Below are 26,034 nucleotides of genomic sequence, written 5' to 3' on the forward strand. Positions count from 1 at the left end.
TGGTTCTGTCGTTCTGTGCGCGACTCGTGCACAGCCCCATGGTTCCGTACGCCGTGTGGTTCCGTTCCCCTGTTCTGCACGATCGCCGTCCTGTTCTGCACGAGCAAAATCGTCATTCGGCGCGACACGCCGTGGTTTCGCGGGCGCGGGGGATTCGACTCGTGCATAACAGGATTCGCCTCGTGCGCAACCCCATGGTTCCGTACGCCGTTTGGTTCCATCCGCCGTTTGGTTCCGTTAGCCCGTCTGGTTCCGATAGCCCGCCTGGTTCCGTTCCCCTGTTCTGCACGATCGCCGTCCTGTTCTGCACGAGCAAAATCGTCATTCGGCGCGACACGCCGTGGTTTCGCGGGCGCGGGGGATTCGACTCGTGCATAACAGGATTCGCCTCGTGCACAACAGGAGATTGGCGCCTCGAGAGGCCGGAACCACGCCGCGGCTCGGAACCACGCCGCCGCCGCGCCGCACCACGCCGCCGCCGCGCCCGCCCAGCGGCGCTACACCAGGCGGAAGCCGGCGCCGCGCACGGTTTCGATGCGGTCGGTGCCGATCTTTTGGCGGAGGTATCCGACGTACACATCGGCCACGTTGGAGCCGGGGTCAAAGTCATAACCCCATACGCGACTCAGGAGCTGTTCGCGGCTCAAGACCTGCCCGGCGTGGCGGATGAACTCCTCGGCCAGCGCAAACTCGCGGGCGGAGAGTTCGACCGACGTCTCCCCCACATGCACGCGGCGGGTGCGCACATCGAGCGACAAGTCGCGGTGCGACAGCTCTTGCGTGACCGTCTGATCCTCCTTGCGCATGCGCAGTCGAATGCGCGCGAGCAGCTCATCAAAGCGAAAGGGCTTGCCGAGATAGTCGTCGGCGCCAGCCTCAAGGCCTGCCACGGTGTCGTGCAGTTCGACGCGCGCGGTCAGCATGATCACCGGAATGCGGTTGCCGGAACCACGCAGCTCGTCAAGAACGGCGAAGCCATCTTTGCCCGGCATGTTGATATCGAGCACTAACAGGTCAAACTCGCCGGTTTGGGCGAGCGCGAGCGCATCGAACCCGTTCGTGGCGACCTGCGTGGCAAACCCGGCAGCGCGCAGCCCCTTGTTGATGAATCCGGAGATTCGCTCTTCGTCATCGGCGATGAGAATCGACGCCATGGCCGGGAGTCCTTTCTGCGGGAGCCGTCGCTGAGGCGAGGCGCGGGAGAGACAAATAGAAGACGGCGCCGGAACCACTGGGAGGGTCGGCAACGCCGGCGGAACCACCGTGCGCGCGAGCGATGACGTCGACAATGTTCAACCCGAGTCCGCTGCCGCCGGCGTCGGAGCGCTGAAAACGCTCGAAGATGGTGTCTCGGGCTTCGGGCGGAACGCCTCGCCCGTGGTCACGAACCCACAGGTGCACGGTGTCGTCGCGTACCGTGCTGCCGATGATGAGCTCACCGCCACCGTGGGTGACGCCGTTTTGCGCCAACTGCAGCAGGGCCTGAGTGATCCGTGCCGGGTCAACCGGAAAGACGACATCGGCGATGGGTCCGGCGGTGACGGTCGCGCCATCGATCCCCTCCGCTTTGCGGATGATCTGATGCAGCAGATCGCTCGCGTCGGTAGCCACGGGTGAGATGGGCGCAGGCCCGTGCAGCCGGGCCGATGATGCGAGATCCTGCACGAGCTGCGCCATGCGATCCAGCTCGTCGATCGCCAGATTTTGGGTGTCACGCACGTCGGCGGGGTCGGTGGTGTCCATCACTTCGAGATAGCCGCGCACGATTGTCATCGGCGTCTTCAACTCATGACCCACATCGCTGACCAGCTGCCGCTGCGAGTCCATCGCCGCATCCAGCCGATCCAGCATCGCATTCATGGTTCCGGCCAATTCCGACACATCGTCGCGACCATGCACCGGCAACCGCTCGCTGAGCGATCGTGCCGAAATGCGCTCGGCCGTGCGGCGCATCTGACGCAGCGGCCGCAACAGTCGCCCGGCGACGACCCACGCGGCGCCCGCCGTCAACACCAAGACAATGCCAGCCGTCACCAGATAGAGCACCGCGAGTTCGTTGATTTCTTCGAGCTCGGCGCTAACGTCGTACACCATCGTGAACACGACCGTCTCCGGCGCGGGCGACCCGGCGAGCGTGATCGGAATGCCGACGTAGCGCCACGTCACGCCCTCCTCGGCGTAGGTGCCGCGGCGGGGCTGATCACTGATCGTCGCGTCGATGTGGTCGATAAAGCCGGGAGCGACGAGCAGGTCGACATCGAGCGGAACGCCCGGAACCAGGGCCGCGCGACCATTGACGATGCCGGCGGCGCCGGTGTTGTCGTCTGGGCTCATCCGCTGCACCACGGCCTCCAGTGCCGCCGTGGCACTTGGCCACGGCTCCGTGGTTCCGTTGGTCACGGCGCCCTGCTCAACAATGAAGCGCGCGGATTCGAGGTTTGCCTCGAGGCGTTCATCAATTTGCGCGAGGATTTTGCCGTGCTCGACGACGTAGAGCGTGACCCCGACGGCGAGAAATCCGAGGGCCGCAACGAGGGTGATCGTGGCGACAATGCGGGTGCGCACCGAGACGATACGCTGGCGTTTGCCTGGCGTCGTCGGCGTGGTGTTCGATGCGCTCACACAGCCAGTATGGCGACTTGTGGCGCGCACCGGGGTGCATCGTAAGAGCGCTCTTACTCTTATGGTCGGCTTATTCGGGCGTGGTCAACTATTGCTATGACCGATCCGGGTGACTCCTCTGCTGCGGCTCTCAGCGGAGCTGCGGTGCGCGACAACGGTGCGACGCGCGACAACGGTGCGACGCGCGACAACGGTGCGACGCTCGACCGTGCTGCGGCGCGCGACAACGGTGCGGCGCAGCTCAGCGCGGAGGCCGCGCTGCTGTGCGAAGCACTGGAGCTTGACGAATCGCAGCTGCACGAGTTTTCGCGCGAGCCGTTGGGCGACGGAACCGTTGCCGGCTTTCAGGTGCACGACGGCGCCCACACGGTGACGGCTTATGTCGATACGTCCGGCATCGCCGTGGCGGCAGAAACCGGGCTGGCGCAGGAAGGCGTCGGCCGCATCTGGACGCACCCCGCCGACCCACACCTGCCCGCGCTCGCGGCCGCAGCCTTTGGTTCCGCCGTGCAAACCCTGCTGTCTCGCCTCGGCGTCGCCGATGTGGGCGAGCCCGAAATGGTGGCGTATCGCCCCGGGCGTCGTGCCGTGCTGCGGGTGTCGAGTGCCGAGGGGGTGCTGTGGATCAAGATTGTGCGGCCCCGGCACGTCGAGCGCATCGTCGCGGCGCATCGCGCGTTGCGTGATGCTGGCGTTGCGGCGCCGCAGGTTCGGGCGTGGTCGCCGACGGGGTTGCTGGTGATCGCCGAGGCGAACGGAACCCCGGCCACGAGCGCTGTTTGGACGGCCGAAGGGCTGATTGATGCCGTCGAACGCGTGCGTGTGGCGATCGCCGCGACCACCACCGAGCACCGCGCTCGAAGCGCCGCCCTGTCGCGCGTTGACTGGTACGCCGCTCGGGTGATTTCGCTCAACCCCGCGCTCGCCGAACGAGTTTCGGCGCTTCAAACCGCGCTGCTGGCGACGCCGTCGTCGGGTGAGGCGACCATTCACGGCGACCTGCACTTCGGACAACTCTTTCTTAACGGCGCCGGCGACGACATCACCGGAGTGATCGACGTCGACACCCTCGGGGTGGGCGATGTCGCCGAAGACCCCGCTGCGTTCTTGTCGCACGCCGTCGCGTCGTGGGCGCTCGCGGTAGAGGCCAGTGCGGGAGCTTCGGGTGTTTCGGCGGCGGTGGCGATGGATGCGGCGACGTATGGCGGGGCTGGCTCGCCCGCGGTGCGGCGACTGGCTGAGTTGGTTGCGGCGGCGAGTGCGCGCTGGGGCTCTGACCCGGCGGTGCGCGGGCGGGCTGCCGCCCAACTTCTGGGACATGCCACGAGCGCGTTGGAAAGCGGTCACATCGAGCGCGCACATCGGTTGCTCGCGCAGGCGGAACAATGGGCTGGCGCCCCCGCGAAGTTCGAAAAATAAGAACACTCTCAAGATTGACTTTTGCCCGGCTTACGACGCCCGGGCATGCTGAGTATCAGTTCGACAACCGAAGGACATCTGATGGCGACGAAGAAGTGGGTCTTGTACGGCGTAAGCGGCGCGCTTGGCGTCGGCTTGATCGCTGGTGCTGCAACCCTGACGGCCGCCGCGATGGAACTCCACACCAACGACGGCAACGTTCTCGACGGTGGCGGTGTCGACGCCGGAACCATCGGCTTGGTTGGCAGCAACGGCAGTACTCCCAGCCCTTCGGCAACACCGTCCCCGTCTGTTTCGCCCTCGCCGTCAAGCACGACGATTCCGGGATCATCAACGGCAGAGCCTTCCGCTCCCCCTGCTCCCCCCGCGCCTGAGCGACCGGCCCCGGTTCCGGTCGACCCGGCCAGCCCCATCTCGTTGCCCTCCGCCGCCAGCGGCGAATAGCCCCGACCTCACGTTCATTTCGGGTCGGGTGCCCGTTGACGGTCGCCCGTCGTCCGTCGCCCGCCGCCCGTTGAGCGAGCGCAGCGAGTCGAAACGACCACACCTGCCCCTTGCGCCCACACCCGCACCCACACCCAGCGCCTGTATCAGCACCCAATGCTCAATCCCCGTTTCGTCTCGGGCGCTGCGCGCTCTCGCTCAACGTCCACCCCGTCCCCCGCCGCCCGTTGAGCGAGCGCAGCGAGTCGAAACGCCCACACCTGCCCCTTGCGCCCACACCCGCACCCACGCCCAGCGCCTGCACTGGCTCCCAACGCTCAGCCCCGTTTCGTCTCGGGCGCTGCGCGCTCTCGCTCAACGTCCACCCCGTCCCCCGCCGCCCGTTGAGCGAGCGCAGCGAGTCGAAACGCCGCACCGGCACCCAACGCCCGCACCCACACCCAGCGCCGATACCCACACCAACACTCAGTCACGTTCCGCCTCGGTCGCTGCGCGGCCGCGCTCAACATCCACCACGAGTGATTCGGGTGCTCGCTCGCGCCGTTCCGCTCCCTTGGTTCCATTCCCCTGGTTCCGCTCCCCTGGTTCCGCACGCAGTCGCGGTCGGTCTCGAGGTGGGCAGGCAGTCGAATCGCAGAAGAACTTTTGTGAGGGTCGGGAGATTTGGACCGGTCGAAATCTTTGATTTTCCGGGCAATTTTGGCGCCGGCGACGCACGGTTAAAGAAACCGAGCGAACCATAAGGGGCGTCTCACGAATGCCTGTGATCGCGCTTAGACCGGCGCGACAGAGTGGAATCACACAGCAAGCCCAGGGCCGCACAGCCCAAAACAAGGAGACAGACATGAACAAGAAGAAGTGGATTGCATTCGGCGCAACCGGCATCGTCGGACTCGGCCTGATCGCCGGCGGTGCGAGCGCGGCTGCCGCCTCGATGGATCTGAGCGATGACGACGGTCAGCAGATTCCTGGCGTTGATGTTCCGCAGGGCAAGTCGGTTCTTGATGGTGCCGTCACCCTGCGCGTGACTGACGGTGCAGCGTCGGTGGTCACCGCGATTAGCGCCGCCGTGACCGCAACGGTCACCGCCGCATCGGTCGCAACGCCCACCTCGGTCACGGTCGTCACGGCGCCGTCCGCCCCCGCGGCTCCGGCCCCTGCACCGGTTGTGGACTCGACGCCCACGGCGGTCTCCGCTCCCGATGTCGCTTCGGTACCGACGCCTGCAACGCCGCCGACGCCCGCGACCCCGGCCTCGGTTCCGTCTGCCGCGACCAACTAAGCGCGTGACGCGTCGCGATCTGCGACGCCCGCGCAGTCACCGCCGCCCCACCCCGAGGGCGGCGGTGACATCTTTTGTGGGGCGTGGTTTTGTTTTGTGGGGTGGGCTCTTGTTTTGTGGGGCAACGCCGCCCTGAGCATGACGCGGGACTCGGAGTGACGGGGGACTCGGAGTGACGGGGGGCTCGGAGTGACGGGGCGGAAGGAGATTCACCGGGGAGAAGGAGATTAGCCAGTTTGCGTCCTTTTCTCGGCGTAATCTCCTGCTCCCCCGTGCCCGCTGGCGACACCCGCCAGTTCCACCCCGATGGTTCCGGAACCGCGCGACGTGGTCCCAACGCATCTCAGCGGCTCCGAGCCCCGTGGTTCGGAACCATGCAACGCCAGGGCAGGAGATTACGGCGGTGGAAGGAGATTGTGGGCCGCTTTTCCGTTTCTCGGCGTAATTTCCTGCTCTCCCGTGCCCGCTGGCTGCACTCGCCAGTCCCGCCACGATGGTTCCGGAACCAGGTGGCACCGCAGTCGGAGTGACGCGGGACTCGGAGTGACGCGGGAGAAGGAGATTCACCTGAGAGAAGGAGATTAGCCAGTTTGCGCCCTTTTCTCGGCGTAATCTCCTTCTCTCCCGTGCCCGCTGACGGCACCCGCCCAGTCCCGTGGTCTCACGTGCGCAGTCCCGCGGTTTCACCCCTGCAGCCGATGGTTCCGCAAGTCCCGAGGTTCCGGTCCGCAAGTCCCGAGGTTCCGGTCCGTAAGCCCCGAGGTTCCGGAACCACGCGACGCGAGGGCAGGAGGTTACGGTGACGGAAGGAGAATATGCGCCGTACCTCCTTCTCTCGGCGTAATCCCCTTCTCTCGGCGTAATCCCCTTCTCTCGCGTCCCGCACCAAAACAGCTCGCCTCCACCGCATCTACAACCCGCCCCCACCGGCGCCGACAGATCGCCGGGCGCTATCCGAAGAGCATGCGCAGGAGGTCGCTGATGCCGGCGACGATGTCGATGCCCAGCTGCACCACGCCGAAGATCGCCAACGCCAGGCCGGCAGGAATCGCAATCCACATCCACCACGGAAACCGCTGCTTCAGACGCCGACCCTCGTACGCGACGAAGGTACGGTCAGCGCGGCCGAGACGGTCGATCGGAGCGGCGCCGCGGGATTCGCTCCACCGCTCCCACTGGTCAAGCTTTTGCGCCAGCGCGTTGACCGTGGTGCCCAACTCTTGCCAGCGTTGCGGGTTGGTTCCGAGCGACCTTCGCGGTGAATAGAGGTACAGCTCGTCGTCGATGATCTCGACATCCCAGTCGGCGGCGTGATCCTGCATGCGCGCCATGATGTCTGGCGTGAACAGATATAGCGCGTCAGCCTCGTACCCGGCAGGGCAATACAGCGTGAAATCGTCGTCGAAATTGCCCTCGAGCGACAGGCGCTGGTGGCGATCAAATTCTGCCCCAAGGCGTCCGTTTTGCCCCATGCCGTTGTTGCTTTTCGCATCGAGCACGATGTGCGGCAGGTGTCGGCTCAGGCTCATCCTGACGAACTCGGTCACGGCGACCGTCTTCTGCTTGGCGCTGCCGGTCTCGACGCGCAGCGTGCCAACCATGAGGTTGCGAGTGCCGGGCGCCGACACAACATTAAGCACATCGACGCGCGCGCCACCGACCGTAAACTTCGACCCGGAACGACCCCGCGCACCGCCGGGTGACGCCGGAGTGAACTGCAGCCGATTCGCGTTTGCAAATTGCTGCAATCGGAACCATCGGCCAGCGAGCCGGCGGCGAGCGGCAGCGATCGCGAAACCGAGCGACACCGGAATGAGCACCCACACCAGCAGAATCCAGCCACCGATGATCGGAACCGCGGCGTCGGTCACCCAGAGAAAGCCGGCGACCAGGACGCCAACGCTGCTCATCAATAGCGCGATCGGCGCCAGCATCTCACGCCACTGACCGCCCGGGTAGAGATCAGCCGGATACGTCGGCCGCACCCGCTGCGCATACGCCCGCGCCGCTGACCGGTCGATCGGATCGGTGAGCGCGCGCACAGCAAACGGCACAGTCAGCAACTTCGCCCTCCCCCACAATCAGCGCAACTCACGCTACCGCCGATCACCCAGCCCCGTGGTTGCGAGGCCCGCGGCGCCGGAACCACGCGCCGCGGCGGTTCCGAGGCCCGTGGTTCCGGAACCACGCAACGCGAGGGCAGGAGATTACGTCGGTGGAAGGAGAATATGCGCTGTATCTCCTTCTCTCGGCGTGATTTCCTGCTCTCCCGTGCGCGTTCCCATGCCCGTGCACCTCAAACCACCCCAACCCACACACCAAAACCACCCCGCGGAATGAGTGACCGGCAGAGTTTGCTAGACTGTTCAGGTTGTCTGGGCAGATCTATGCCCGGACACGTGCAACACACCCTCCTGCTGTGGGGAAAGTCCTCACAGCCGTTCAAGTCCGAAGGAGGTGGGACAGTGACGCACCAGTACGAACTCATGGTGATCCTTCACCCGGAGATTGACGAGCGCACGGTAGCCCCCAACCTCGACAAGTTCCTCAAGGTCATCACCGAGTCCGGTGGCACCATCGAGAACGTCGATGTCTGGGGCAAGCGCCGTCTTGCTTACGAAATCCAGAAGAAGAACGAGGGCATCTACGCCGTCGTTAACTTCACCGCTACGAGCGAGGCAACCAACGAGCTCGACCGCCAGCTCAAGCTGAGCGAACTCATCATGCGCACGAAGGTTCTGCGCGCTGAAGAGGCTATTGCTCAAGTTGCTGCCGAGGCAAAGCGCGCCGAAGAGAAGGCCGCTCGCAAGCCCAAGGCCGTTAAGAAGGACGCGTAACGACGATGGCCGGCGAAACCGTCATCACCGTCGTGGGCAACCTCACGGCAGACCCCGAGCTGCGTTACACGCAGAACGGCCTGCCCGTGGCAAACTTCACGATCGCCTCAACTCCGCGCACCTTCGATCGCCAGGCGAACGAATGGAAGGACGGCGAAGCGCTGTTCTTGCGCGCGAGTGTATGGCGTGAATTCGCCGAGCACGTCGCTGGATCGTTGACCAAGGGCATGCGCGTTATCGCGTCCGGCCGTTTGCGTCAGCGTTCGTACCAGGACAAAGAAGGCAACAACCGCACCGCTATTGAGCTGGAGATCGACGAGATCGGTCCCTCGCTCCGCTACGCAACGGCACAGGTAACCCGTGCTGCCAGCGGCGGCGCAGGCGGCGGTTCCAACTTCGGCGGTGGCGCACCCCGTCAGCAGGTCGCAGAGGAGCCGTGGGCAACCCCGGGCTCTGCGGGAGCTGACGCATGGAGCGCACCTGGCGCCTACGGCGACGACACCCCATTCTGATCTACGCGATCATCACAAACGTTTACTGACTAAGGAAAACCATGGCTGGAAAGTCTAGCGGCGACCGCCGCAAGCCGCGGAAGGGCGCGAAGAACGCCGCTCCCGCGAAGGCAATCCGCGTTGGCGTCATTGACTACAAGGACGTTGCAACGCTTCGTAAGTTCATCTCGGAGCGCGGGAAGATCCGCGCCCGTCGTATCACCGGCGTTTCGGTTCAGGAGCAGCGTCTGATTGCCAAGGCAATCAAGAACGCACGCGAAATGGCACTCCTGCCCTACGCTGGCGCTGGCCGGTAAGGGGTACGAAGATGGCAAAGCTGATTCTGACGAACGAAGTTACCGGGCTCGGAAGCGCCGGTGACGTGATTGAGGTTAAGAACGGGTACGCCCGTAACTACCTCATCCCCCAGGGCTTCGCCGTGGCATGGACCAAGGGTGGCGAGAAGCAGGTCACCTCGATCCGCGCAGCTCGCGACGCTCGTGCGATCCACAACCACGAAGAGGCTGTCGCACTGAAGAACGCTCTTGAGGGCACCAAGGTTCGCCTGGCCGTCAAGACGGGTGGCGAAGGCCGCCTCTTCGGTTCGGTCAAGCCCGCCGATGTCGCAGACGCCGTTAAGGCTGCTGGTCTCGGTGACCTCGACAAGCGCAAGATCACGATCCCTTCGGCCATCAAGGTCGTCGGCGAGCACGAGGCTGTCGTCCGCCTGCAGGACGAGCTCTCGGCAACGATCAAGCTCCAGGTTGTCGCCGCCAAGTAAGGCGCGATGATCTGAAAGGCCGCTCTCCTTCGGGAGGGCGGCCTTTTGCGTTGCACCCCGGTGCGCGGAACCGCATGATTGCGACGCACGCCGTGGTTCCGGAACCAAATGCTTGCGACGAGCGCCGTGGTTCCGGAACCAAATGCTGGCGACGCACGCCGTGGTTCCGGAACCACGCACAGCGACGCGCGGAACCACGTGCCGATGTGCGCAGCTTTCGGCTGTCACTCAGGTGCGCACGTGAAGGTGGAGGCGGGGCTTCGCAGGCCCCACCATTGGCCGTTGCCTGGCCATCGCACGAGGGGGATACATGTTTCGAACACCTGGCCGTATGTCACGCCTGATGGGGGCCGTGGCCCTGGTCGCAGCCGCGGCGCTCGCACTTTCGGCCTGCACCGCCACCGAGCCGACGCTTGATCCGAGCCCACCGGAGACTACTCCCCCGGTGGCCGTGACGATACCGTCGACACCCGTCGGCGAGCGCGTGCAATGGATGATCGACCTCATCAATCAAGACGCAGACATCACTGTTGCTGACCTCGACGGCGCATTCGATTCAACGTTTACCGATGCTGTCGCGCTCCCCGACGTCGTCGAACTGCTCAATGTGCAGATTCGCCCCGCGCAGCCCATCGTCGTCACCGCGTACGAGGGTTCCGAGTCGCAGGCAGTCGCGCAGGTCACAGGAGCCGTCGGTGACCCCTTTGCCATTCAAATGTCGCTGACCGCCGCCGGGCTGATCGACGGCTTCGTGCTGGCACCGGCGGAGGTTCCTGACCCCGCGCAGAGCCTTGACGAGGTCAAGGAGCGCCTCGATGACCTGGGCTTCACCGTGCGGTACTCCGTCGTTCGCACCTCGCCTGACGGGGCCAGCGAAGTGCTCCTCGAACACGACTCCACCGCGCTTGCGCCGATGGCCTCGATGTTCAAGCTCTACGTGTTGCTCGCCGTACACGAGCAGGTGTCTGCGGGGACGATCACCTGGGACGACGTGCTCACGGTCAGCGACGAGAACCGCAGCCTTCCCAGTGGTGAGCTGCAGAACGAACCCAACGGCACCGAGGTCACGGTTCGTGAAGCTGCCCTCAAGATGATCTCGATCAGCGACAACACCGCAACCGACATGCTGATCGAGCGCATCGGCCGTGATGCGGTCGAGAGCGCCGTGTTAAACAGCGGTCATCACGATCCGACAGCGCTCACGCCGTTCTTGATGACGCGCGAGATGTTTCAGCTGGGGTTTGGAACCGAGTACCCCGTGATCGAGCGGTGGGCGGCAAGTTCGGTGGCGGATCGTCGACTGATGCTTGAGTCGCTGACGATCGATTTGCCGGCCATCGACCTGGCGACGGTCAACCCGGGGGCGATTTGGCAGCAAGACCTGGACTGGTTTGCGTCGCCGGCAGACGTGGCTGCGGTTCACGAGGCTCTTGCAGAGCTTGATGACCCCGAAGTGAACGCCGCACTCACCGCGAATCCTGGCATCGCCATTGACCCCGCCGCGTGGCCCCACGTTGCGTTCAAAGGGGGATCATCGATGGGTGTGCTGACCGGAAGCTGGCGGGCTGTCGCGGTCGACGGAACCACGCTGACGGTGGTGGTGATGGCCTCCGGTGATGACCCGGCTGCGGTCGCGCAGGCACAGACGGAGATCTTTTCCCTGATGACCGACGTGTTCACTCTCACCGCGGTTGAATAGCGCGCCGATTTGATGGACAAAGTCCAAACAAGAATTGTGACCGAGAAAACTGGATCAACGATTGTAGAGGCTGGCCGGGGCTTTCGTACAGGCCTCCGAGGCCACAAATTGCGGCATTTGTCCACCGAACTGTGCACACCCGGGCGCGTCGCTCGCTAACCTTAAATGTGTAGTTGAGGGGGATAGATTCTGTTGCCTTGTGCATGAATTAATCCCAGGTCATGCGGGTTAAAGCGACAAACGTTAGAAATGTTATCCCCAGTTATCCCCAGGGGTTATCAACAAAATCGCCCGAGTTCCTCCCAGGCTGTCCACAGAGTTATCCACAGGTGGAGGGTTCGTCTCTTTGACGGCTTGACATTGGCGGCATAGCGTTGAGGCGCACCCACAGCTACTCCCGCGCGCGTCGCATTCTTGACGCAATGTCTGAGGCTCGTGGTGTACTGCGATCCAGAGAACAAAGCGGCACGTCTCTGGATCATTGCCTTGTTGTGCCGTGATGAAAGGGGAGTGCTTCGTGTCGATTGCAGACATCTCGGACGAGCGCATGGGCGGTCGGCGAGAGGCTGAACGCACACCCCCGCACGACCTGTTGGCCGAGCAGTCAACGCTCGGTGGCATGCTGCTGTCGAAAGACGCTGTCGCCGATGTCATCGAGTCGCTACGTGGCACCGACTTCTACGTGCCCAAGCATGAGGTCATCTACGAGGCGATTCTGTCGCTGTACTCGCACGGCGAGCCGACTGACGTCGTGGCCGTTACCGACGAGCTCATCAAGACGGGCTCATTGCAACGAGCCGGCGGTGCGGACTATCTGCACACCTTGACCTCCATTGTTCCGACCGCCGCCAACGCCGGGTACTACGCCGGCATCGTCACCGAGCGTGCGCTGTTGCGCCGCCTCGTCGACGCCGGAACCCGCATTGTGCAGCTCGGCTACCAGGGTGAGGGTGATGTCACCGAACTGGTGAACACGGCGCAGTCTGAGATTTACGGCGTGACCGGCACGCAGACGGCAGAAGACTACGTGCAGCTTGAGGTTGCCGTTGATGCCGCGCTCGAAGAGATCGAGGCTGCCCGCGGTCGCGACGGTGCGATGACCGGCGTTCCGACCGGCTTTCGCGGCCTGGACGAGCTGACCAACGGACTGCACGGCGGTCAGATGATCGTGGTTGCCGCGCGACCCGCCATGGGTAAGTCAACGCTCGCGCTCGACTTTGCTCGCGCGGCGTCGATCAAGCACAACATGCCGTCCATCTTCTTCTCCCTTGAAATGGGTCGCGCCGAGATTGCCATGCGTCTTCTCAGCGCCGAGGGCGGAATCCCGCTGCAGTCCATTCGTAAAGGTCAGCTTGACTCCCGCGACTGGACGACCGTTGCCGCCACACGCGGCCGCATCAGCGAGGCGCCGCTGTACATTGACGACAGCCCCAACATGTCGCTGGTTGAGATTCGCGCCAAGTGCCGCCGTCTCAAGCAGCGCGAGGGCCTGCGTATGGTCATCATCGACTACCTCCAGCTGATGTCGAGCGGCAAGCGCGTCGAGTCGCGTCAGCAAGAGGTGTCGGAGTTCTCGCGTGCCCTCAAGCTCCTCGCCAAGGAGCTGCAGGTTCCGGTTATCGCGCTGTCGCAGTTGAACCGTGGTCCGGAACAGCGTCAAGACAAGAAGCCCGCGATCAGCGACCTGCGTGAATCGGGCTCGATTGAGCAAGACGCCGACATGGTGATCTTGCTGCACCGCGAGAACGCCTACGACAAAGACGTGCGCCCGGGCGAGGCAGACCTCATCGTCGCCAAGCACCGTAACGGCCCGACGGCAACGATTGAGGTTGCCTTCCAGGGTCACTTCTCCCGCTTCACCGACATGGCCGGCGGCGAACCCGCCTACGGCGGTGGGGGAGCGGCCAGCGCGCCCGCTCCCTATGGTTCCGATGCTCCGCCCCCGTACGACGCGCCACCCCCGTACGATGCACCGCCGCCCTACGGGGCGTAGGCGGTCTTGAGATGCGCGTGTGGCGGGTGGATTGTCACTTGATGCTCACACGGTCATTTCATGTCGCCGGATCGCGTGTAGGTTCGATGCTGAGATGGCAGCGTCCTGCGGGTGGTTGCCGAACACTTGGGCCTTTCACCTGTCGTAGCGGGTGCGCGCTGTTTGGATGAACTCACCGATGAGCGCGTGTTCGCGTTCATCGGGGCCCGTCGTCAAGAGAGTCGACGGGGCGGGTGAAATGCCGCGCCGGAGAGCGATAGCTGAGCGGCCACCTGGACGGCACGCCAGCGGCCGACGCGGGCGATTGAGCGATGCATGCCAGCATGGGTGAGTGGCCATCGACGGACTCAGCCGAGAGCAAACCTTTGACCTCATCAACGAGATGACGTCTACCCGCAACCTGCTCGCCTACGGAATCAAGTCCCTCCGGGATGCCCCATTCATCGAAACGACGCTCGACCCAATCCTGAGCCTCTTGTCCATTGGCATCGAGAAGCATCTCAAGCTCATCCGTGGGGTCATCGGCATCGACGAAACAGGCGCATGGCCACCGTTCAAGGCGATGAAGGGCCACGACATCGTGGCTATGTACGACGGAGTTATGACCGCGATCCGCGCGAGGACGCTCGACAAGAGCCAGTTCGTACAGGGTCACGTCGCCAGCGTAGAAGCTGATCCGGTCATCCCTGCCCTCATTGCTGTCCTCGACCGATACGCCCGCGAGGGGCGGTTCTATAATCTGGACCGCCTCGCCGAGCGCACACAGAAGGACGACCCGCCCTGGGCCTATTGGTCGAGGGTCGAGTCGATCACCCTGACTGACCCAGCCGTCAACCTGAAGTACTCCGTGGCTATGGCCGATGTCTCAAACCAGGCAGCTTGGAATGAGTTCCACGTCGCGCTCCAAGGCCGCGTTGCCGACGCCCTTGACCGATTCTGGGAGATGGTCTGCTGGGTAGGGAAGAATAACGCGCTCGGCACAACTGGTCGCACTCTCGCGTTTGAGGTCGGTCAGTCCACGGTCGGACGCCAACGCTCCAGCGAGATGTAGACAACAATGGCCGAGGAATGTCGGAAGCGACGACCGGGCTGCTGCTCAACATTCGCCCGGTCCGATGCCGCAAGGCAATCGGGATGGTACGCGGCTCCAATCTCGAGAGGCTCGGCGCGCCCGACGATCCCCTGCATGAGGCTGTCGGTGTCGGCCGACCGGTCAACTATCGTAGCCCGGGAGCTATTGAGTTCTCATGATCTTGGCGTGCTGGGAGGAGCGAAATGATCCGTTCAATGGCGGACTTGCTGAGCGAGTTTCTGGACATCGAGCTCCCGAAGCTCGATTCCCATTCCGTGACGCACGGACCGACGATCGGCGACATGTATGAAGGGCTAAGTGAGGAGATCCTGGCGAGAGGACTTCCCCGCCATCTCCAATTGCGGGTCGTCACGGGGTTCGCAACGGATGGTACAAACCGATCCGGTCAGATCGATCGCATGCTCGTCCGCGGGGACGGGGAGCCAATTCCCTATACGGGCGCGTTCGTCTGGCATGTGAGAGACATCATTGCGGTAGTCGAGGTCAAGAAGACCCTCAAAGGCGCCGAGCTTGCAGAGAGCATTGCTTTGCTTGCGACAGTAAAGAGCCTCGAATTGAACAACGTCCGACAGCAGGCTGAGCGCTGGCCTGACCTCAAGATCGATGCGTCGCCCGCGCTTCGATCATTTGCACAAGTGACCGGTCGACTTGCGCCTGACCGAGCGGAGCTGCACAAACTCGAACTGCACGACCAGCAGGTCTATCACACTCTGCTCCTGGAGCAGTTCTCCGTTCTCCGAATCGCCTATGGCTTCCATGGTTACGCAACTGAGGCGGGTTTGCGAAGCGGTTTCATCAAGTTGCTCAGAAAGACGAAGGGCTCCCGTGGCTTCGGTCCGAGCGGGCTGCCGCAATTGATCGTCTCGGGCGACTTCGCGCTCGTGAAGGCAAATGGCAACCCGTACTCGGCGCCGATGGTCGATGGACATTGGCCATTCTTCTTCTCGGCATCGGCGAGCCCCCTCCTGCTCCTGCTCGAAATGATCTGGACTCGCCTGGATCACCTCTTCGGCCTGGGCAATCCTTGGGGGAATGACCTGGAACTTGAGGCTGCTCATCCTCTACTCCTCGGCAGAGGTACGAACGAAGGATGGAATGTTGAGGTTGTCGAGGCGTCCACGGCTCAGCTAGCATCTGCGCCGAGCCACACACCTTGGGAACCGGCGTTTCTAACAGACACCGAATTCGTGATCTTCGCAGAGTTGTGCGAAGGGCGGCGCGTCAGTTTGTCTGATGGCGAGCTAATCGAGTTTCTAGCCAAGCGAGGTCTTACTCCCGCTCAACTATGAGATCGCCTCCTGCGGACTCACCTGGTGGCCCTCGATGGCGACGAACTCGTGTTGAACGCAATCGAGTGCGGTTCAGTAATTCTGGCCGACGGACGAATTGCGGTCGCCGAAAACAACACGGGGCGGCTGACACGATGGGCGCTCGCCTACGAGTCAAGACGGCGAGGTGACAGCGACGAGGAGGGCTGACGTCGTTCGGCGGGTTGCGCAAGTCCGCGAACGCGCCGCGCGCGTCCCTCCAAGCGGGACCGGCACTCTGCCGTTCGACATTTCCGTCTCGATGGCGGCCGTCGAAGCGTCGCGTGAGGATGTACCCTTCGACACCGTCGATCCGCTCTTCACCGCGGGTTTCGGTCTGCAATCTGGTGACTGATCCGCCTCCTTGACGCAGCCGCCCTGGCGCTCGTTGCCGACGGAACCATGAGGGTGCCGTTCGCCGGGATCGCATGTTCCGCCGAACGACCCTCGCGTTTCGCGCACCTGAGCCGGCGCGAAATGGGCCCATCGTTGGATGCTGAAACCGGGGGATAGGCTGTGCGCATGAAAACAATCGGCGTCCTCGGGGGGATGAGCTGGGAGTCCTCTCTCGAGTGGTACCGCCTTGCAAACGAGCGGGTTGCCGCGCGCCTCGGTGGCTATCATTCGGCTCGTATCATTCTTGATTCACTGGATTTTGCCGAGATCGAGGCAATGCAAGCCCGCGAGGACTGGGCCGGAGCGGGGGCGTTGCTGGCCGCGCGGGCGCAGGCCCTCGAGGCGGCGGGCGCCGAACTGCTCGTGCTCGCGACCAACACCATGCACCTCGTAGCCGACCGAATCGCCGCCGCCGTCGATATTCCGTTTTTGCATATCGCCGACGCCGCGGCGGCCGCGATCACCGCTGAGGGGGTGTCGACCGTTGGCCTGCTCGGCACTGCATTCACGATGGAACGCCCGTTTTACGCCGAACGACTCGCGACCCACGGCATCGCCACGATCGTTCCGAAGTCCGCCGACCGCGCCGCGGTGCACGCCGTCATTTACGACGAGTTGGTGCACGGAATTGTCAGTGAGGAATCCCGGCAGCGCTACGTCGAGATCATCGACCGACTCATCGCGCGGGGCGCGCAGGGCATCATTCTCGGGTGTACGGAGATCGAGCTGCTGATCAGTGCCGATGACGTTGCCGCGCCCGTGTTTCCCACCACGTCACTCCACGTCGACGCCGCGATTGACGCCGCGATGGCGTCTGACTGACGCGTGAGTAGCTGACGCTATCGCCGTTATAGTCGGCCCGGGCGGGCCCGGCAATCCGATTAGCATCGGATGAAACCAACTGACTATTGATTCGAGTCGATTGACCCTCGCTCTGTCTCAAGGCTGCGGTCTCACTGCTCGGCGCCGATGCCGCTCCTGGCGAGATTCTCCCTTGCGAGTCGGGGCATGGTCATTGCGCGAAGGAGCGAGATGAGTGACACGGGGCAGAACAACGCGAGCGGAACCACGTCCGCGGAAGGATCGCTGGCGGGCGCGACGCGGCGGCTGGTGGGCAAGACCGCGATCGTGACGGGCGGTAGCCGCGGAATCGGACTGGGAATCGCGCAGCGCCTCGTCTCGGAGGGCGCGCGCGTGGTGATCACCGCCCGCAAGCCGGAAACGCTTCGCGAGGCAGCCGACCAGTTTGAACCAGGAACCGTGCTCGCGATCGCTGGCAAGGCGGACGACCCGGATCACCGCGCCGAGGCCCTTGCAACCGTTGCCGAGCAGTGGGGTGGCCTCGACATCTTGGTAAACAACGCCGGAATCAACCCGGTCTACGGTTCGATCGTCGATATCGACCTGGATGCCGCGCGCAAGATCGTTGAAGTCAATGTCGTGGCATCGCTCGCATGGGTGCAAGACGTCATCAAGCATCCGGGTCTCTCGTTCCGCGAGCGTCGGGGTGCGATTGTTGGCGTCTCCTCGGTCACAGGGCAAGTGCCGTCGGCGGGAATCGGGTGGTACGGCGTGAGCAAGGCAGCAAATGCGCACCTCACGCGCACGCTCGCCGTCGAGCTCGGGCCAGAAATCCGCGTGAACGCGGTCGCACCGGCCGTCGTGAAAACGGACTTTGCGCGCGCGCTGTACGAGGGCAAAGAAGAAGAGGTGACGCAGGATTATCCTCTGGCGCGCCTCGGAACCCCCGCCGACATCGCGGCGGCTGTCGCCTTCCTCGCCTCCCCAGACGCGGCGTGGATCACGGGGCAGATTCTCACGCTCGACGGCGGCCTCCTCGTTGCCGGCGGCACGGCCTGATCACACCCGAGCTCGCTCAGACGTAACACCGGCGGCGCCGATTAGGCGCACCCCAGACGCACGGCCTAAAGTAAACGGGGCAATGGCCCCGATTTACCGAAAGCAGGTGATGCACGATGTGTGGTGATAGTCCCCACGCCATTGGCTCGCCTGTGGTGCACCCGACCATCAACTAGGTCATCATCCGCGAGCAGTGGCTTGCTGTGTGAGCAGCACACCCTTCTTGCGACGCCTCCGCGTCGCAATACGAGCGAACTCGAGGTGAGACATGATGGCCATTGTTGATAACGCGGTCTACGTCGCTGGGCACCGCACGCCCAACCCCACCAACCTGGATGAAACGTTCACGCTGATGCGTGAGCGCGACGGCATGGCGTGGATCGGGCTGTACCGCCCGGATGAAGACGAGATTCGTCGCCTGGCGAAAGAGTTTTCGCTGCACCCGCTCGCGGTTGACGACGCCCTGGCCGGCCATCAGCGCGCCAAGCTTGAGCGGTACGCCGACACACTGTTCGTCGTGCTTCGCCCCGCCCGATACCTCGACGACGTCGAAGAGGTTGAGTTCGGCGAGCTTCACGTGTTCGTCGGCCCCGACTTTGTGGTGACGATCCGTCACGCCGAATCGCCCAACCTTGCCAAGGTGCGTCAGCGCCTCGAAGCCGCGCCCGACCTGTTGAGGATGGGGCCGGAAGCGGTGCTGTACGCGATTCTCGATGAGGTTGTTGACGAGTACGCCCCGGTTATCGCCGGCCTCGAAAACGACATCGATGAGATTGAAGATCAGCTCTTCGCCGGTGACGAGGGCGTTTCGCTGCGCATCTACAAGCTGCTGCGCGAGGTCATCAACTTTCAGCGCGCCACCCAGCCGCTGGTTCCGATGCTCGAAAACCTGCTGCGTGGTTCCGACAAATACGAAGTGCCGCTGGAACTGCAGCGGGCGCTGCGCGATGTGCTCGATCACGTGCTGCGCATTGTGGAGCGTGCCAGCGCGTTCCGCTCGATTCTCGAAAACGCGCTGGCCGTGCAGGCGACCCTGGTCGCGCAGCGCCAAAACGACGAAATGAAGCGCCTCACCGAGCAGAGCATTTCGCAGGCCGAAGACATGAAGCGCATCTCGTCATGGGCCGCCATTTTGTTTGCTCCGACCCTGATCGGCGGCATTTACGGCATGAACTTTGAGGTCATGCCCGAGCTGCACTGGGCGTGGGGCTACCCGTTCGCGATCGGCCTGATGGCGGCGCTCGGCATCGGCCTGTACGTGGTGTTCAAGAAGCGCCACTGGCTGTAACGGCACTCGCGAGAAGCGGAACCACGGCGCGCGCTACCGCCTAGTGCTTGGCGTTGGCCTCGATAAACGCGCGCAGCGCCGCCTCATCGTTGGCAATATCGGTGGTGCGCTGCGGCAGCGCCAACAGCGCCTGATGCTCGGCTGACACCACGGGTGCCTCACCGAGCGCCTCGGTCACGGTCGCGGCGAACTTCTCCGGCAGCGCGGTCTCCAACACCAGCATCGGCACGGCAGGCTCCACGAAGAATGCGGCCACGTACACGCCGTCTGCGGTGTGCGGGTCGATCACGACGCCGGCATCCTCGAACGTCGCACGCATGGTGTGAATGCGGTGCGCGTGGGTTGAGGTTCCGCTGACGATGCCGTACTCCTCCGAGAAGCGAGCCAATTCGCTCGACAAATCAAAGGTTCCGGTCTCATCCAATTCGCGCCACAACGCGGCGGTGCGCTCGGGGTCGCGGCCGACGACCTCGTAGACGAAGCGTTCGAGGTTGGATGCCTTCGAGACATCCATCGACGGGCTGGAGGTTGCCGGCGTCTGCTCGGCCGAGCGCGGCCGGTAAATGCCGGTGGAGAAGAACTCGTGCAGCACGTTGTTTTCGTTGGTGGCGAGCACCAGCCGGCGAATCGGAACCCCCATGCTGCGGGCGTAGTGGCCCGACAGGATGTTGCCGAAGTTGCCAGACGGAACCGCGAAAGAGACCTCGAAACCGGCGCGGTCGGTCGCTGACACGGCATCGGTGGCGCGCAGCCACGCCCACACGTAGTACGTGATTTGCGCGGAAATGCGGCCGAAATTGATGGAATTGACGGCACCAATATGGTGCTTGCGCTTGAAATCGAGGTCTTGCGAGACGAGCTTGACGAGGTGCTGGCAGTCATCAAAATTGCCCTCGACGGCCACATTGTGAATGTTGTCGTCAAGCAGCGAGTACATCTGCGCCCGCTGGAAATCGCTCATCCGGCCCTGCGGCGACAGGATGATGGCCGAGAGCGTGTCTCGCCCGCGAATCGCATATTCGGCGGCAGAGCCGGTGTCGCCAGACGTGGCGCCGACAATGTTGAGCACCTCGCCGCGCTGCGTCAAAACGTAGTCAAGCGCGCCGCCCAAAAACTGCATTGCGAGGTCTTTGAAGGCGAGGGTTGGGCCCTCAGACAGGCCAACCAGCGTCATGCCGCCGTTGATCTGCTTGAGCGGAACGATGTCAGCCGAGCGAAACTTCTCGGTGTTGTACGACTCGTGGGCGATGCGCGCAAGCTCCGTCGGCGGTACATCGGTGGCGAACAGGCCGATGACGGTGGCGGCAAGCTCGGGGTAGGTGAGGGCTCGCAACTCTTCGAGACGGTCGCCGATCTGCGGAAGCGACTCGGGCACGGCAAGCCCGCCGTCGGCCGCCAGGCCCTCAACGATGACGTCTTGGTACGGACCCATGGCCGTTCCGCGTGTGGATACGTATTGCACAGCGCCGCCTTACTCTCACCGATTTCGGTGCCCTCAGCCTACCGAGTGCATGCGCGTGCGAGCGGCCACGTTTCAGCGGGTGACGCGAGAGAGTTCGGTGCCGGCGGGTACACGGCGGTGCCGCCAGGTAAGGTGTTGCCACGATGAATCGACTTGACCGCAACCCGAATGACCCGCCAACGCCGCGCGAGATTCTGTGGCGGCGCATCGGCATGGTCTCGATGTGGCTGACGACGCTCGCGCTGATTGTCGCCGTGGTTTGGCTCGGTGCCGCGCGATGGACGGTCTATACCGGCAGCCCTGGCGCTGAAACGCTGCGCGTCATCGGCCTCTCACTCATTTCGTTCGCGGTGCTGATGATCTCATTCGTCGCGATTGTGCTCGCCACGACCCTCAACAACGTACCGATTCGCCGGTTCGCCACCGTTGTCGCCGTGCTCGCCACCATCAGCGCCGCCGCCTCCCTCCTGGGGTTCTAGCAACTCTCCCCTGGTTCCGCCGCTACTCGACGCCGAAGGCGATGGTTCCGATGCCGTCGATGCTGCCCGTTACCGTCTGACCGCATTCAATCGGGCCGACGCCGCTGGGGGTCCCGGTCAGGATGATGTCGCCGGGCAGTAGCGTGATGGCCTGCGAGAGCGCGGCGATTACCTCGGGTACCGTCCAGATCTGTTGGTTGAGATCGCCGTCTTGGCGCGTCGTGCCATCGACGGCAACCGTGATGCGGCCGGCGGCTGGATGCCCAACCGCAGACGCCGGCACGAGCGCCGAGATCGGCGCCGATTCGTCGAATCCTTTTGAGAGATCCCACGGGCGCCGCAACGCCTTGGCCTCGTCTTGCATGTCGCGGCGCGTGAGGTCAACGGCAACGCCATAACCCCACACGGCGTCGAGCGCCTCAGCGGGCGAAACGGCGGCCGCGCGGGCACCGATCGCGACGGCGAGCTCAACTTCGTGGTGCAGATTCGCGGTTTGCGTCGGGTAGGCGACAACGGCGACGGAACCAGGCGGGCACGCGACAACAGCCTCCGCGGGCTTCATGAAGAAGAACGGCGGCTCGCGGTCGGGGTCATGCCCCATCTCGCGTGCGTGATCGGCATAGTTGCGCCCGACGCAATACACCCGCCGAACCGGAAAGCTCTCGTCAGAACCCAACACAGGCAGCGAGTGGGGTTCGGGCGCTTCGATCACAAAAGCCATGCCTTCATCTTGACACCACCGGATGCACCCATAGGGTCGAATAAGAGAGGCAGAGACGCCGTCGTTTGCCCAACGCCACCGGAAGGGCACCCGTGACCACTGTCATCTACGACGCCGTTCGCACGCCATTTGCACGCTTTGGCAAGGCATACGCTGACGTGCGTCCCGACGATCTCGCGGCCGTCGTCATGCGCGCGACGATCGAGCGCAGTGGCCTTGACCCGGCACGCATTGATGACGTGATCTTTGGCGACGCCAATCAGGCCGGCGAAGACAACCGCAATGTTGCGCGCATGGGGGCGCTTTTGGCTGGGTTTCCCACGTCCGTGACCGGAACCACGGTGAATCGCTTGTGCGGATCATCCGTTGACGCCGTGATTCATGGTTCCCGAGCCATCGACGCCGGTGACGCGCAGTTTGTCTTGGCCGGTGGCGTCGAATCGATGACGCGTGCGCCGTTTGTGGTGCAGAAGGCTGAGCGCGCATTTCCGGGCGGCAATGCGACGATGTGGAACACGGCCATCGGGTGGCGCATGGTCAACCCGGTATGGCCGGAGCCGTGGTCAATTTCCAACGGGCAGTCGGCAGAAAAGTTGGCTGAGATGTACGGTATCTCTCGCGAAGAGCAGGATGAGTTTGCCGCCCGTAGCCACCGTCTGGCGGCGGATGCGTGGGCTGCCGGCTTCTACGACAGCGAAATCGTGCAGGTTGACGGACATGAGCTGACGCGCGACGAGGGTATTCGTGACGACTCGACGGCGGCGTCACTGGCGGCGCTCAAGCCTGCCTTCGCGGCGAACGGAACCGTCACCGCCGGCAACTCGTCGTCGCTGAACGACGGTGCCAGCGCGATTCTGCTCGGCTCGGAGGGCGCGCTCGACGCTGAACCGCTCGCCCGCATCACTGGTCGTGGTGCGTTTGGCAATGATCCCGACATTTTCGGCATTGCGCCCGTTGAAGCCGCCAACCGGGCGCTCGAGCGGGCCGGGAAGACGTGGGCAGACGTCGACGTTGTTGAGCTCAATGAGGCCTTCGCCGCGCAGTCGCTGGCGTGTCTGCGGTTGTGGCCAGAGCTTGACCCAGAAAAGGTCAACATCCACGGCGGCGCGATCGCGATTGGCCACCCGCTGGGGGCTTCGGGCGGCCGCATCATTGGCCACGCCGCACACGAATTGGCGCGCCGCGGCGAGGGAGTGGCGGTCGCTGCGATCTGCATCGGCGTTGGTCAGGGGCTTGCCGTCGTGCTGGAACGGTAACGCGGCACGACGGGGTGAGGCGCGGGTGTGGCGTTGTGGCGGTACCGCGGGTGTAGTGTCTTGGCGGTACCGCGGCATCGCGAGCCAGCCTCGTGGCAGGGCGCCACGGCACGCAAGCCAGCCTCGCGAGCGCGGCGCTATGGTTCCGCCGATCTCTTAATCAGCCGAAGCCCGGGGCGTTAACGCCCGAAGGTGAATTCCACCATGAGTTCGTCGGCGAGGTCTTCGAGTTTGGTCTGCAGGCTGTCGGCCTCTGCGTCATCGAGCAGCACGGTTGCGGTGGCGATAAACAGATTGCCACCGGCCATTGGCGCTTCGACGACGTCGCTGGAGAGGCTTTCAATGCTGGCGCCCGCGGTGCTGATGACATCGGTGATCTGCCGCACGATTCCGGGGCGGTCGTCGCCGACAAAATCGATGGTGAGGCGGTTCACCGCGGGAATCGGTGACGGCGTTCCGCGCTGCACAGTGATGGCGAGGTGCTGCTGCAACGGCGCAAGCGCGTCGGTCAACGCGTCGACGTTGTCGTCGGCGATGTCGACCAGCACGATGCCGGCAAATTTGCCGGCCAAATGCGCCATTTCTGAGGTTGCCCAGCTGCCGCCGTGGCTCGCGATGATCTCCGACAGGTCGGCCACCAGGCCCGAACGGTCGTCGCCGATAACAGTCAAAACAAGAGTCGTCACATGCGTGAGTCTAGGAGTGGCGGCGCGAAATTGACACCCCCAACGCCGTGTCTGAGGTGCGTGCTAGCGTGAATTCTCCGATCAATGATGGCCAGGGAGGCACTGTGACTCAGACGCCGCAACAACACTTTGAGAGCGCGTTGCGCGAGGCTGGCCCAGACGCTGCGGCAGCCGAAGCGCTGGCCGCGCACGGTCTTGACCTGCGACTCATCCCAACGCCCGCCTCTGCCGATGACGTGCCGGCGGAGCCGGCAATCTCGAGCGAGTTTCCTGAGGTCGTGGCTCTTGCCGACTGGCTTCGCAGCGTCTCGCGTGGCTTCCTTGACGCCGAGCCCGACGAAAAATCCCTGCCATCGCGCTATGGCGCATTTGTCGCACGGCGAAACATCGGGGTGTTCGACCCCACAACCGCGCAGCCGCAACTGCCGGTCGGAACCTTCGGGTCGTTCGTTACGCAACTGACGGTTCCGGGGCAGTCGGCAGTTGAAGCCTTCGCCATCACCGCTGTGACGGTCGCTGCCACTCATCGGCGCCGCGGCATTGCGCGCCAAATGATGGAGGGTGAGCTGCGCGCCGCCGTGGCGGCAGGGCTCTCGGTCGCCGTGCTGACGGTGAGCGAATCATCGATCTACCAACGCTACGGCTTTGCGCCGTCGGCGCCGGCCGCAACCTGGGTTATCGACCGCAAGCGAGCTGGTTTTTCGGCGCCCGCCACCGCGGGCAGGCTTGACTACCTCTCGCGCGAGCAGTTTCGCGAGCTCGCGCCCGTGCTTCACGATCGTGTTCGGTTGGCATCGCCAGGCGAGATTGTGCCAACAGGCATGCACTGGGATCGCTTTGCCGGCACACTTCCTGGTGTGAAGAACACCGAGGCGCTGCGGTTTGTGCAATACCGCGACAGCGACGGCGTGGTGCAGGGCCTCGTCGTGTATTCACTGCGCGAGAACGACGCCGACTACACCAAGACGGCTCTTGACGTTTCGTTGCTGATGACGGCGACCGACGAGGCCTACGCTGCGATGTGGCGGTACCTGTTTGAACACGACCTCATCGGTGACATCACCCTGTCGTTGCGCAGCGTCGATGAGCCGGTGCGATGGATGCTCGCCGACCAACGCGCGGCCGTTGTCACGGTGGTCGATCACCAGTACGTGCGCATTCTCAATATCGTGACTGCGCTGCAATCGCGCACCTATGGTTCCGCCGGTCGCGTCGTTCTTGAGGTGACCGATCCACTCGGAATCGACGCAGGGCGCTTCGCGATCGACGTCGACGACTTCGGCCAGGCAGTCGTCACGCGCGATGCGACGGCCGAGGCTGATGCCACCCTCACGACCGTCGAGCTGTCGGCGCTGTTCATCGGCGGAACATCCGCCGCAACGCTGGTATCGGCCGGCCGGGTGACCGTGCGCGACGCCGGCGCCACCGGCCCTGACAGCGTCACCGGGCGCATTGACGCGATGTTCCGTACCCCCACCGAGCCCCGCTTGAGCTTCTGGTATTAGCCCACAGGCTGAAACACACACCGCTCCCCTGAGGAGTGGGGTGTGTTTCGTTGTAGCCGGGTGTGAATCGTTGTAGCCGGGGCGTGTTTCGTTGTAGCCCGCCCCTCCGGGCCCGGCCGTAGGTGTTTGGGCTGCCTGGCTGCCTGCCTCGCGCCCGACGCCGACGCGACAGCAGGAGATTGTGCTGGGAGAAGGTGTTTTTTGTGGAGATCTCCTTCTGTGGGCGTAATCTCCTGCTGCGGCGTGGGGGAAAAAGCGGTGGGGGGTGAGCTCACTGGGCGAGCTCATCCCCCACGCGGGGTGTTTGGGCTGGCTGCCTCGTGCCTGGCTCCAACCCGGGGTGTTTGGGGTGGCTGCCTCGAGCTGGCCCAGCGCGGGGTGTTCGGGCTGGCTGCCTCGCGTCATGCGCCGAC

Annotated in this window: 22 protein-coding genes and 1 pseudogene; 17 read left to right on the forward strand and 6 right to left on the reverse strand. The window is 64.0% G+C overall.

The genetic code is table 11. From position 1 onward, the window contains the following. Window positions 1–497: 497 nt before the first annotated feature. Window positions 498–1,154, reverse strand: coding sequence for a response regulator transcription factor (locus FVP60_RS11460; protein ID WP_147826419.1), 657 nt, complete (start codon window positions 1,152–1,154; stop codon window positions 498–500). Beyond that, window positions 1,129–2,622, reverse strand: coding sequence for a sensor histidine kinase (locus FVP60_RS11465; RefSeq protein ID WP_147826420.1), 1,494 nt, complete (start codon window positions 2,620–2,622; stop codon window positions 1,129–1,131). The genes FVP60_RS11460 and FVP60_RS11465 overlap by 26 nt, the downstream gene beginning before the upstream one ends. Before the next feature lie 96 nt (window positions 2,623–2,718). On the opposite strand from FVP60_RS11465, the gene FVP60_RS11470 reads away from it, so the two are divergent. The 3 genes from FVP60_RS11470 to FVP60_RS11480 all read left to right on the forward strand — a co-directional run bounded on the left by FVP60_RS11470 (window position 2,719) and on the right by FVP60_RS11480 (window position 5,767). Then, complete coding sequence (locus tag FVP60_RS11470) at window positions 2,719–4,041, forward strand: phosphotransferase (protein WP_147826421.1); 1,323 nt, start codon at window positions 2,719–2,721, stop codon at window positions 4,039–4,041. 81 nt (window positions 4,042–4,122) lie between these two features. Beyond that, window positions 4,123–4,485 carry a hypothetical protein gene (locus FVP60_RS11475; RefSeq protein WP_147826422.1) on the forward strand — a complete coding sequence of 121 codons (363 nt, stop codon included), beginning with the start codon at window positions 4,123–4,125 and terminating at the stop codon, window positions 4,483–4,485. A gap of 844 nt (window positions 4,486–5,329) precedes the next feature. Beyond that, window positions 5,330–5,767, forward strand: a complete 438-nt coding sequence (locus FVP60_RS11480; protein ID WP_147826423.1) for a hypothetical protein — start codon at window positions 5,330–5,332, stop codon at window positions 5,765–5,767. A gap of 950 nt (window positions 5,768–6,717) precedes the next feature. On the opposite strand, the gene FVP60_RS11485 is transcribed toward FVP60_RS11480, so the two are convergent. Further along, window positions 6,718–7,821: a hypothetical protein gene (locus tag FVP60_RS11485; protein ID WP_147826424.1), complete on the reverse strand. Its 1,104-nt coding sequence runs from the start codon at window positions 7,819–7,821 to the stop codon at window positions 6,718–6,720. Window positions 7,822–8,232: 411 nt separating this feature from the next. Here FVP60_RS11485 and rpsF point away from each other — a divergent pair, with 411 nt between their 5' ends. From rpsF to corA, 11 genes and pseudogenes are all read left to right on the forward strand, one after another. Beyond that, entirely contained in the window at window positions 8,233–8,604 is a 372-nt protein-coding gene (rpsF, locus tag FVP60_RS11490) for a 30S ribosomal protein S6 (RefSeq protein WP_147826425.1), read from the forward strand. Between the two features lie 5 nt (window positions 8,605–8,609). Next, the gene (locus tag FVP60_RS11495; RefSeq protein WP_147826426.1) at window positions 8,610–9,116 is read left to right on the forward strand and encodes a single-stranded DNA-binding protein; all 507 of its coding nucleotides are present in this window, start codon (window positions 8,610–8,612) and stop codon (window positions 9,114–9,116) included. Between the two features lie 41 nt (window positions 9,117–9,157). After that, window positions 9,158–9,412, forward strand: coding sequence for a 30S ribosomal protein S18 (gene rpsR, locus FVP60_RS11500; RefSeq protein WP_133541417.1), 255 nt, complete (start codon window positions 9,158–9,160; stop codon window positions 9,410–9,412). Window positions 9,413–9,423: 11 nt separating this feature from the next. Next, a complete protein-coding gene (rplI, locus tag FVP60_RS11505; protein WP_147826427.1) occupies window positions 9,424–9,876 on the forward strand; it encodes a 50S ribosomal protein L9 in 453 nt (150 codons plus the stop codon). A 310-nt stretch (window positions 9,877–10,186) separates the two neighbouring features. Continuing rightward, window positions 10,187–11,575, forward strand: coding sequence for a serine hydrolase (locus FVP60_RS11510; protein ID WP_147826428.1), 1,389 nt, complete (start codon window positions 10,187–10,189; stop codon window positions 11,573–11,575). Window positions 11,576–12,092: 517 nt separating this feature from the next. Further along, a pseudogene (gene dnaB / locus FVP60_RS11515) lies at window positions 12,093–13,445 on the forward strand (replicative DNA helicase); the annotation flags it as partial. 454 nt (window positions 13,446–13,899) lie between these two features. Continuing rightward, window positions 13,900–14,619, forward strand: coding sequence for a hypothetical protein (locus FVP60_RS11520; RefSeq protein WP_147826430.1), 720 nt, complete (start codon window positions 13,900–13,902; stop codon window positions 14,617–14,619). A 224-nt stretch (window positions 14,620–14,843) separates the two neighbouring features. Further along, the gene (locus FVP60_RS11525; RefSeq protein WP_147826431.1) at window positions 14,844–15,950 is read left to right on the forward strand and encodes a DUF6602 domain-containing protein; all 1,107 of its coding nucleotides are present in this window, start codon (window positions 14,844–14,846) and stop codon (window positions 15,948–15,950) included. Window positions 15,951–16,490: 540 nt separating this feature from the next. Beyond that, on the forward strand, window positions 16,491–17,186 hold the full coding sequence (locus FVP60_RS11535) for an aspartate/glutamate racemase family protein (RefSeq protein ID WP_147826433.1): 696 nt from the start codon (window positions 16,491–16,493) through the stop codon (window positions 17,184–17,186). Window positions 17,187–17,396: 210 nt separating this feature from the next. After that, window positions 17,397–18,224 (forward strand): SDR family oxidoreductase, encoded by an 828-nt coding sequence (locus FVP60_RS11540; protein ID WP_147826434.1) that lies wholly within the window; start codon window positions 17,397–17,399, stop codon window positions 18,222–18,224. A 271-nt stretch (window positions 18,225–18,495) separates the two neighbouring features. Beyond that, window positions 18,496–19,512: a magnesium/cobalt transporter CorA gene (gene corA, locus FVP60_RS11545; RefSeq protein ID WP_147826487.1), complete on the forward strand. Its 1,017-nt coding sequence runs from the start codon at window positions 18,496–18,498 to the stop codon at window positions 19,510–19,512. Between the two features lie 40 nt (window positions 19,513–19,552). On the opposite strand, the gene thrC is transcribed toward corA, so the two are convergent. After that, window positions 19,553–20,974 (reverse strand): threonine synthase, encoded by a 1,422-nt coding sequence (gene thrC / locus FVP60_RS11550; protein WP_147826435.1) that lies wholly within the window; start codon window positions 20,972–20,974, stop codon window positions 19,553–19,555. A 143-nt stretch (window positions 20,975–21,117) separates the two neighbouring features. Here thrC and FVP60_RS11555 point away from each other — a divergent pair, with 143 nt between their 5' ends. Beyond that, window positions 21,118–21,453: a hypothetical protein gene (locus FVP60_RS11555; protein ID WP_147826436.1), complete on the forward strand. Its 336-nt coding sequence runs from the start codon at window positions 21,118–21,120 to the stop codon at window positions 21,451–21,453. Between the two features lie 22 nt (window positions 21,454–21,475). Here the strand turns inward: FVP60_RS11555 and FVP60_RS11560 are convergent, their stop codons facing one another. After that, window positions 21,476–22,174: a fumarylacetoacetate hydrolase family protein gene (locus FVP60_RS11560; protein WP_147826437.1), complete on the reverse strand. Its 699-nt coding sequence runs from the start codon at window positions 22,172–22,174 to the stop codon at window positions 21,476–21,478. A 92-nt stretch (window positions 22,175–22,266) separates the two neighbouring features. Between FVP60_RS11560 and FVP60_RS11565 the strand changes: the two genes are divergently transcribed. Continuing rightward, on the forward strand, window positions 22,267–23,430 hold the full coding sequence (locus FVP60_RS11565; protein ID WP_147826438.1) for a thiolase family protein: 1,164 nt from the start codon (window positions 22,267–22,269) through the stop codon (window positions 23,428–23,430). 179 nt (window positions 23,431–23,609) lie between these two features. On the opposite strand, the gene FVP60_RS11570 is transcribed toward FVP60_RS11565, so the two are convergent. Further along, a complete protein-coding gene (locus FVP60_RS11570) occupies window positions 23,610–24,116 on the reverse strand; it encodes a glycine cleavage system transcriptional repressor (RefSeq protein WP_147826439.1) in 507 nt (168 codons plus the stop codon). A gap of 104 nt (window positions 24,117–24,220) precedes the next feature. Between FVP60_RS11570 and FVP60_RS11575 the strand changes: the two genes are divergently transcribed. Further along, on the forward strand, window positions 24,221–25,621 hold the full coding sequence (locus FVP60_RS11575) for a GNAT family N-acetyltransferase (RefSeq protein ID WP_147826440.1): 1,401 nt from the start codon (window positions 24,221–24,223) through the stop codon (window positions 25,619–25,621). Window positions 25,622–26,034 lie beyond the last annotated feature (413 nt).

The organism is Microbacterium mitrae, assembly GCF_008017445.1.
In the GTDB taxonomy this organism is placed as follows: Bacteria; Actinomycetota; Actinomycetes; order Actinomycetales; family Microbacteriaceae; genus Microbacterium; species Microbacterium mitrae.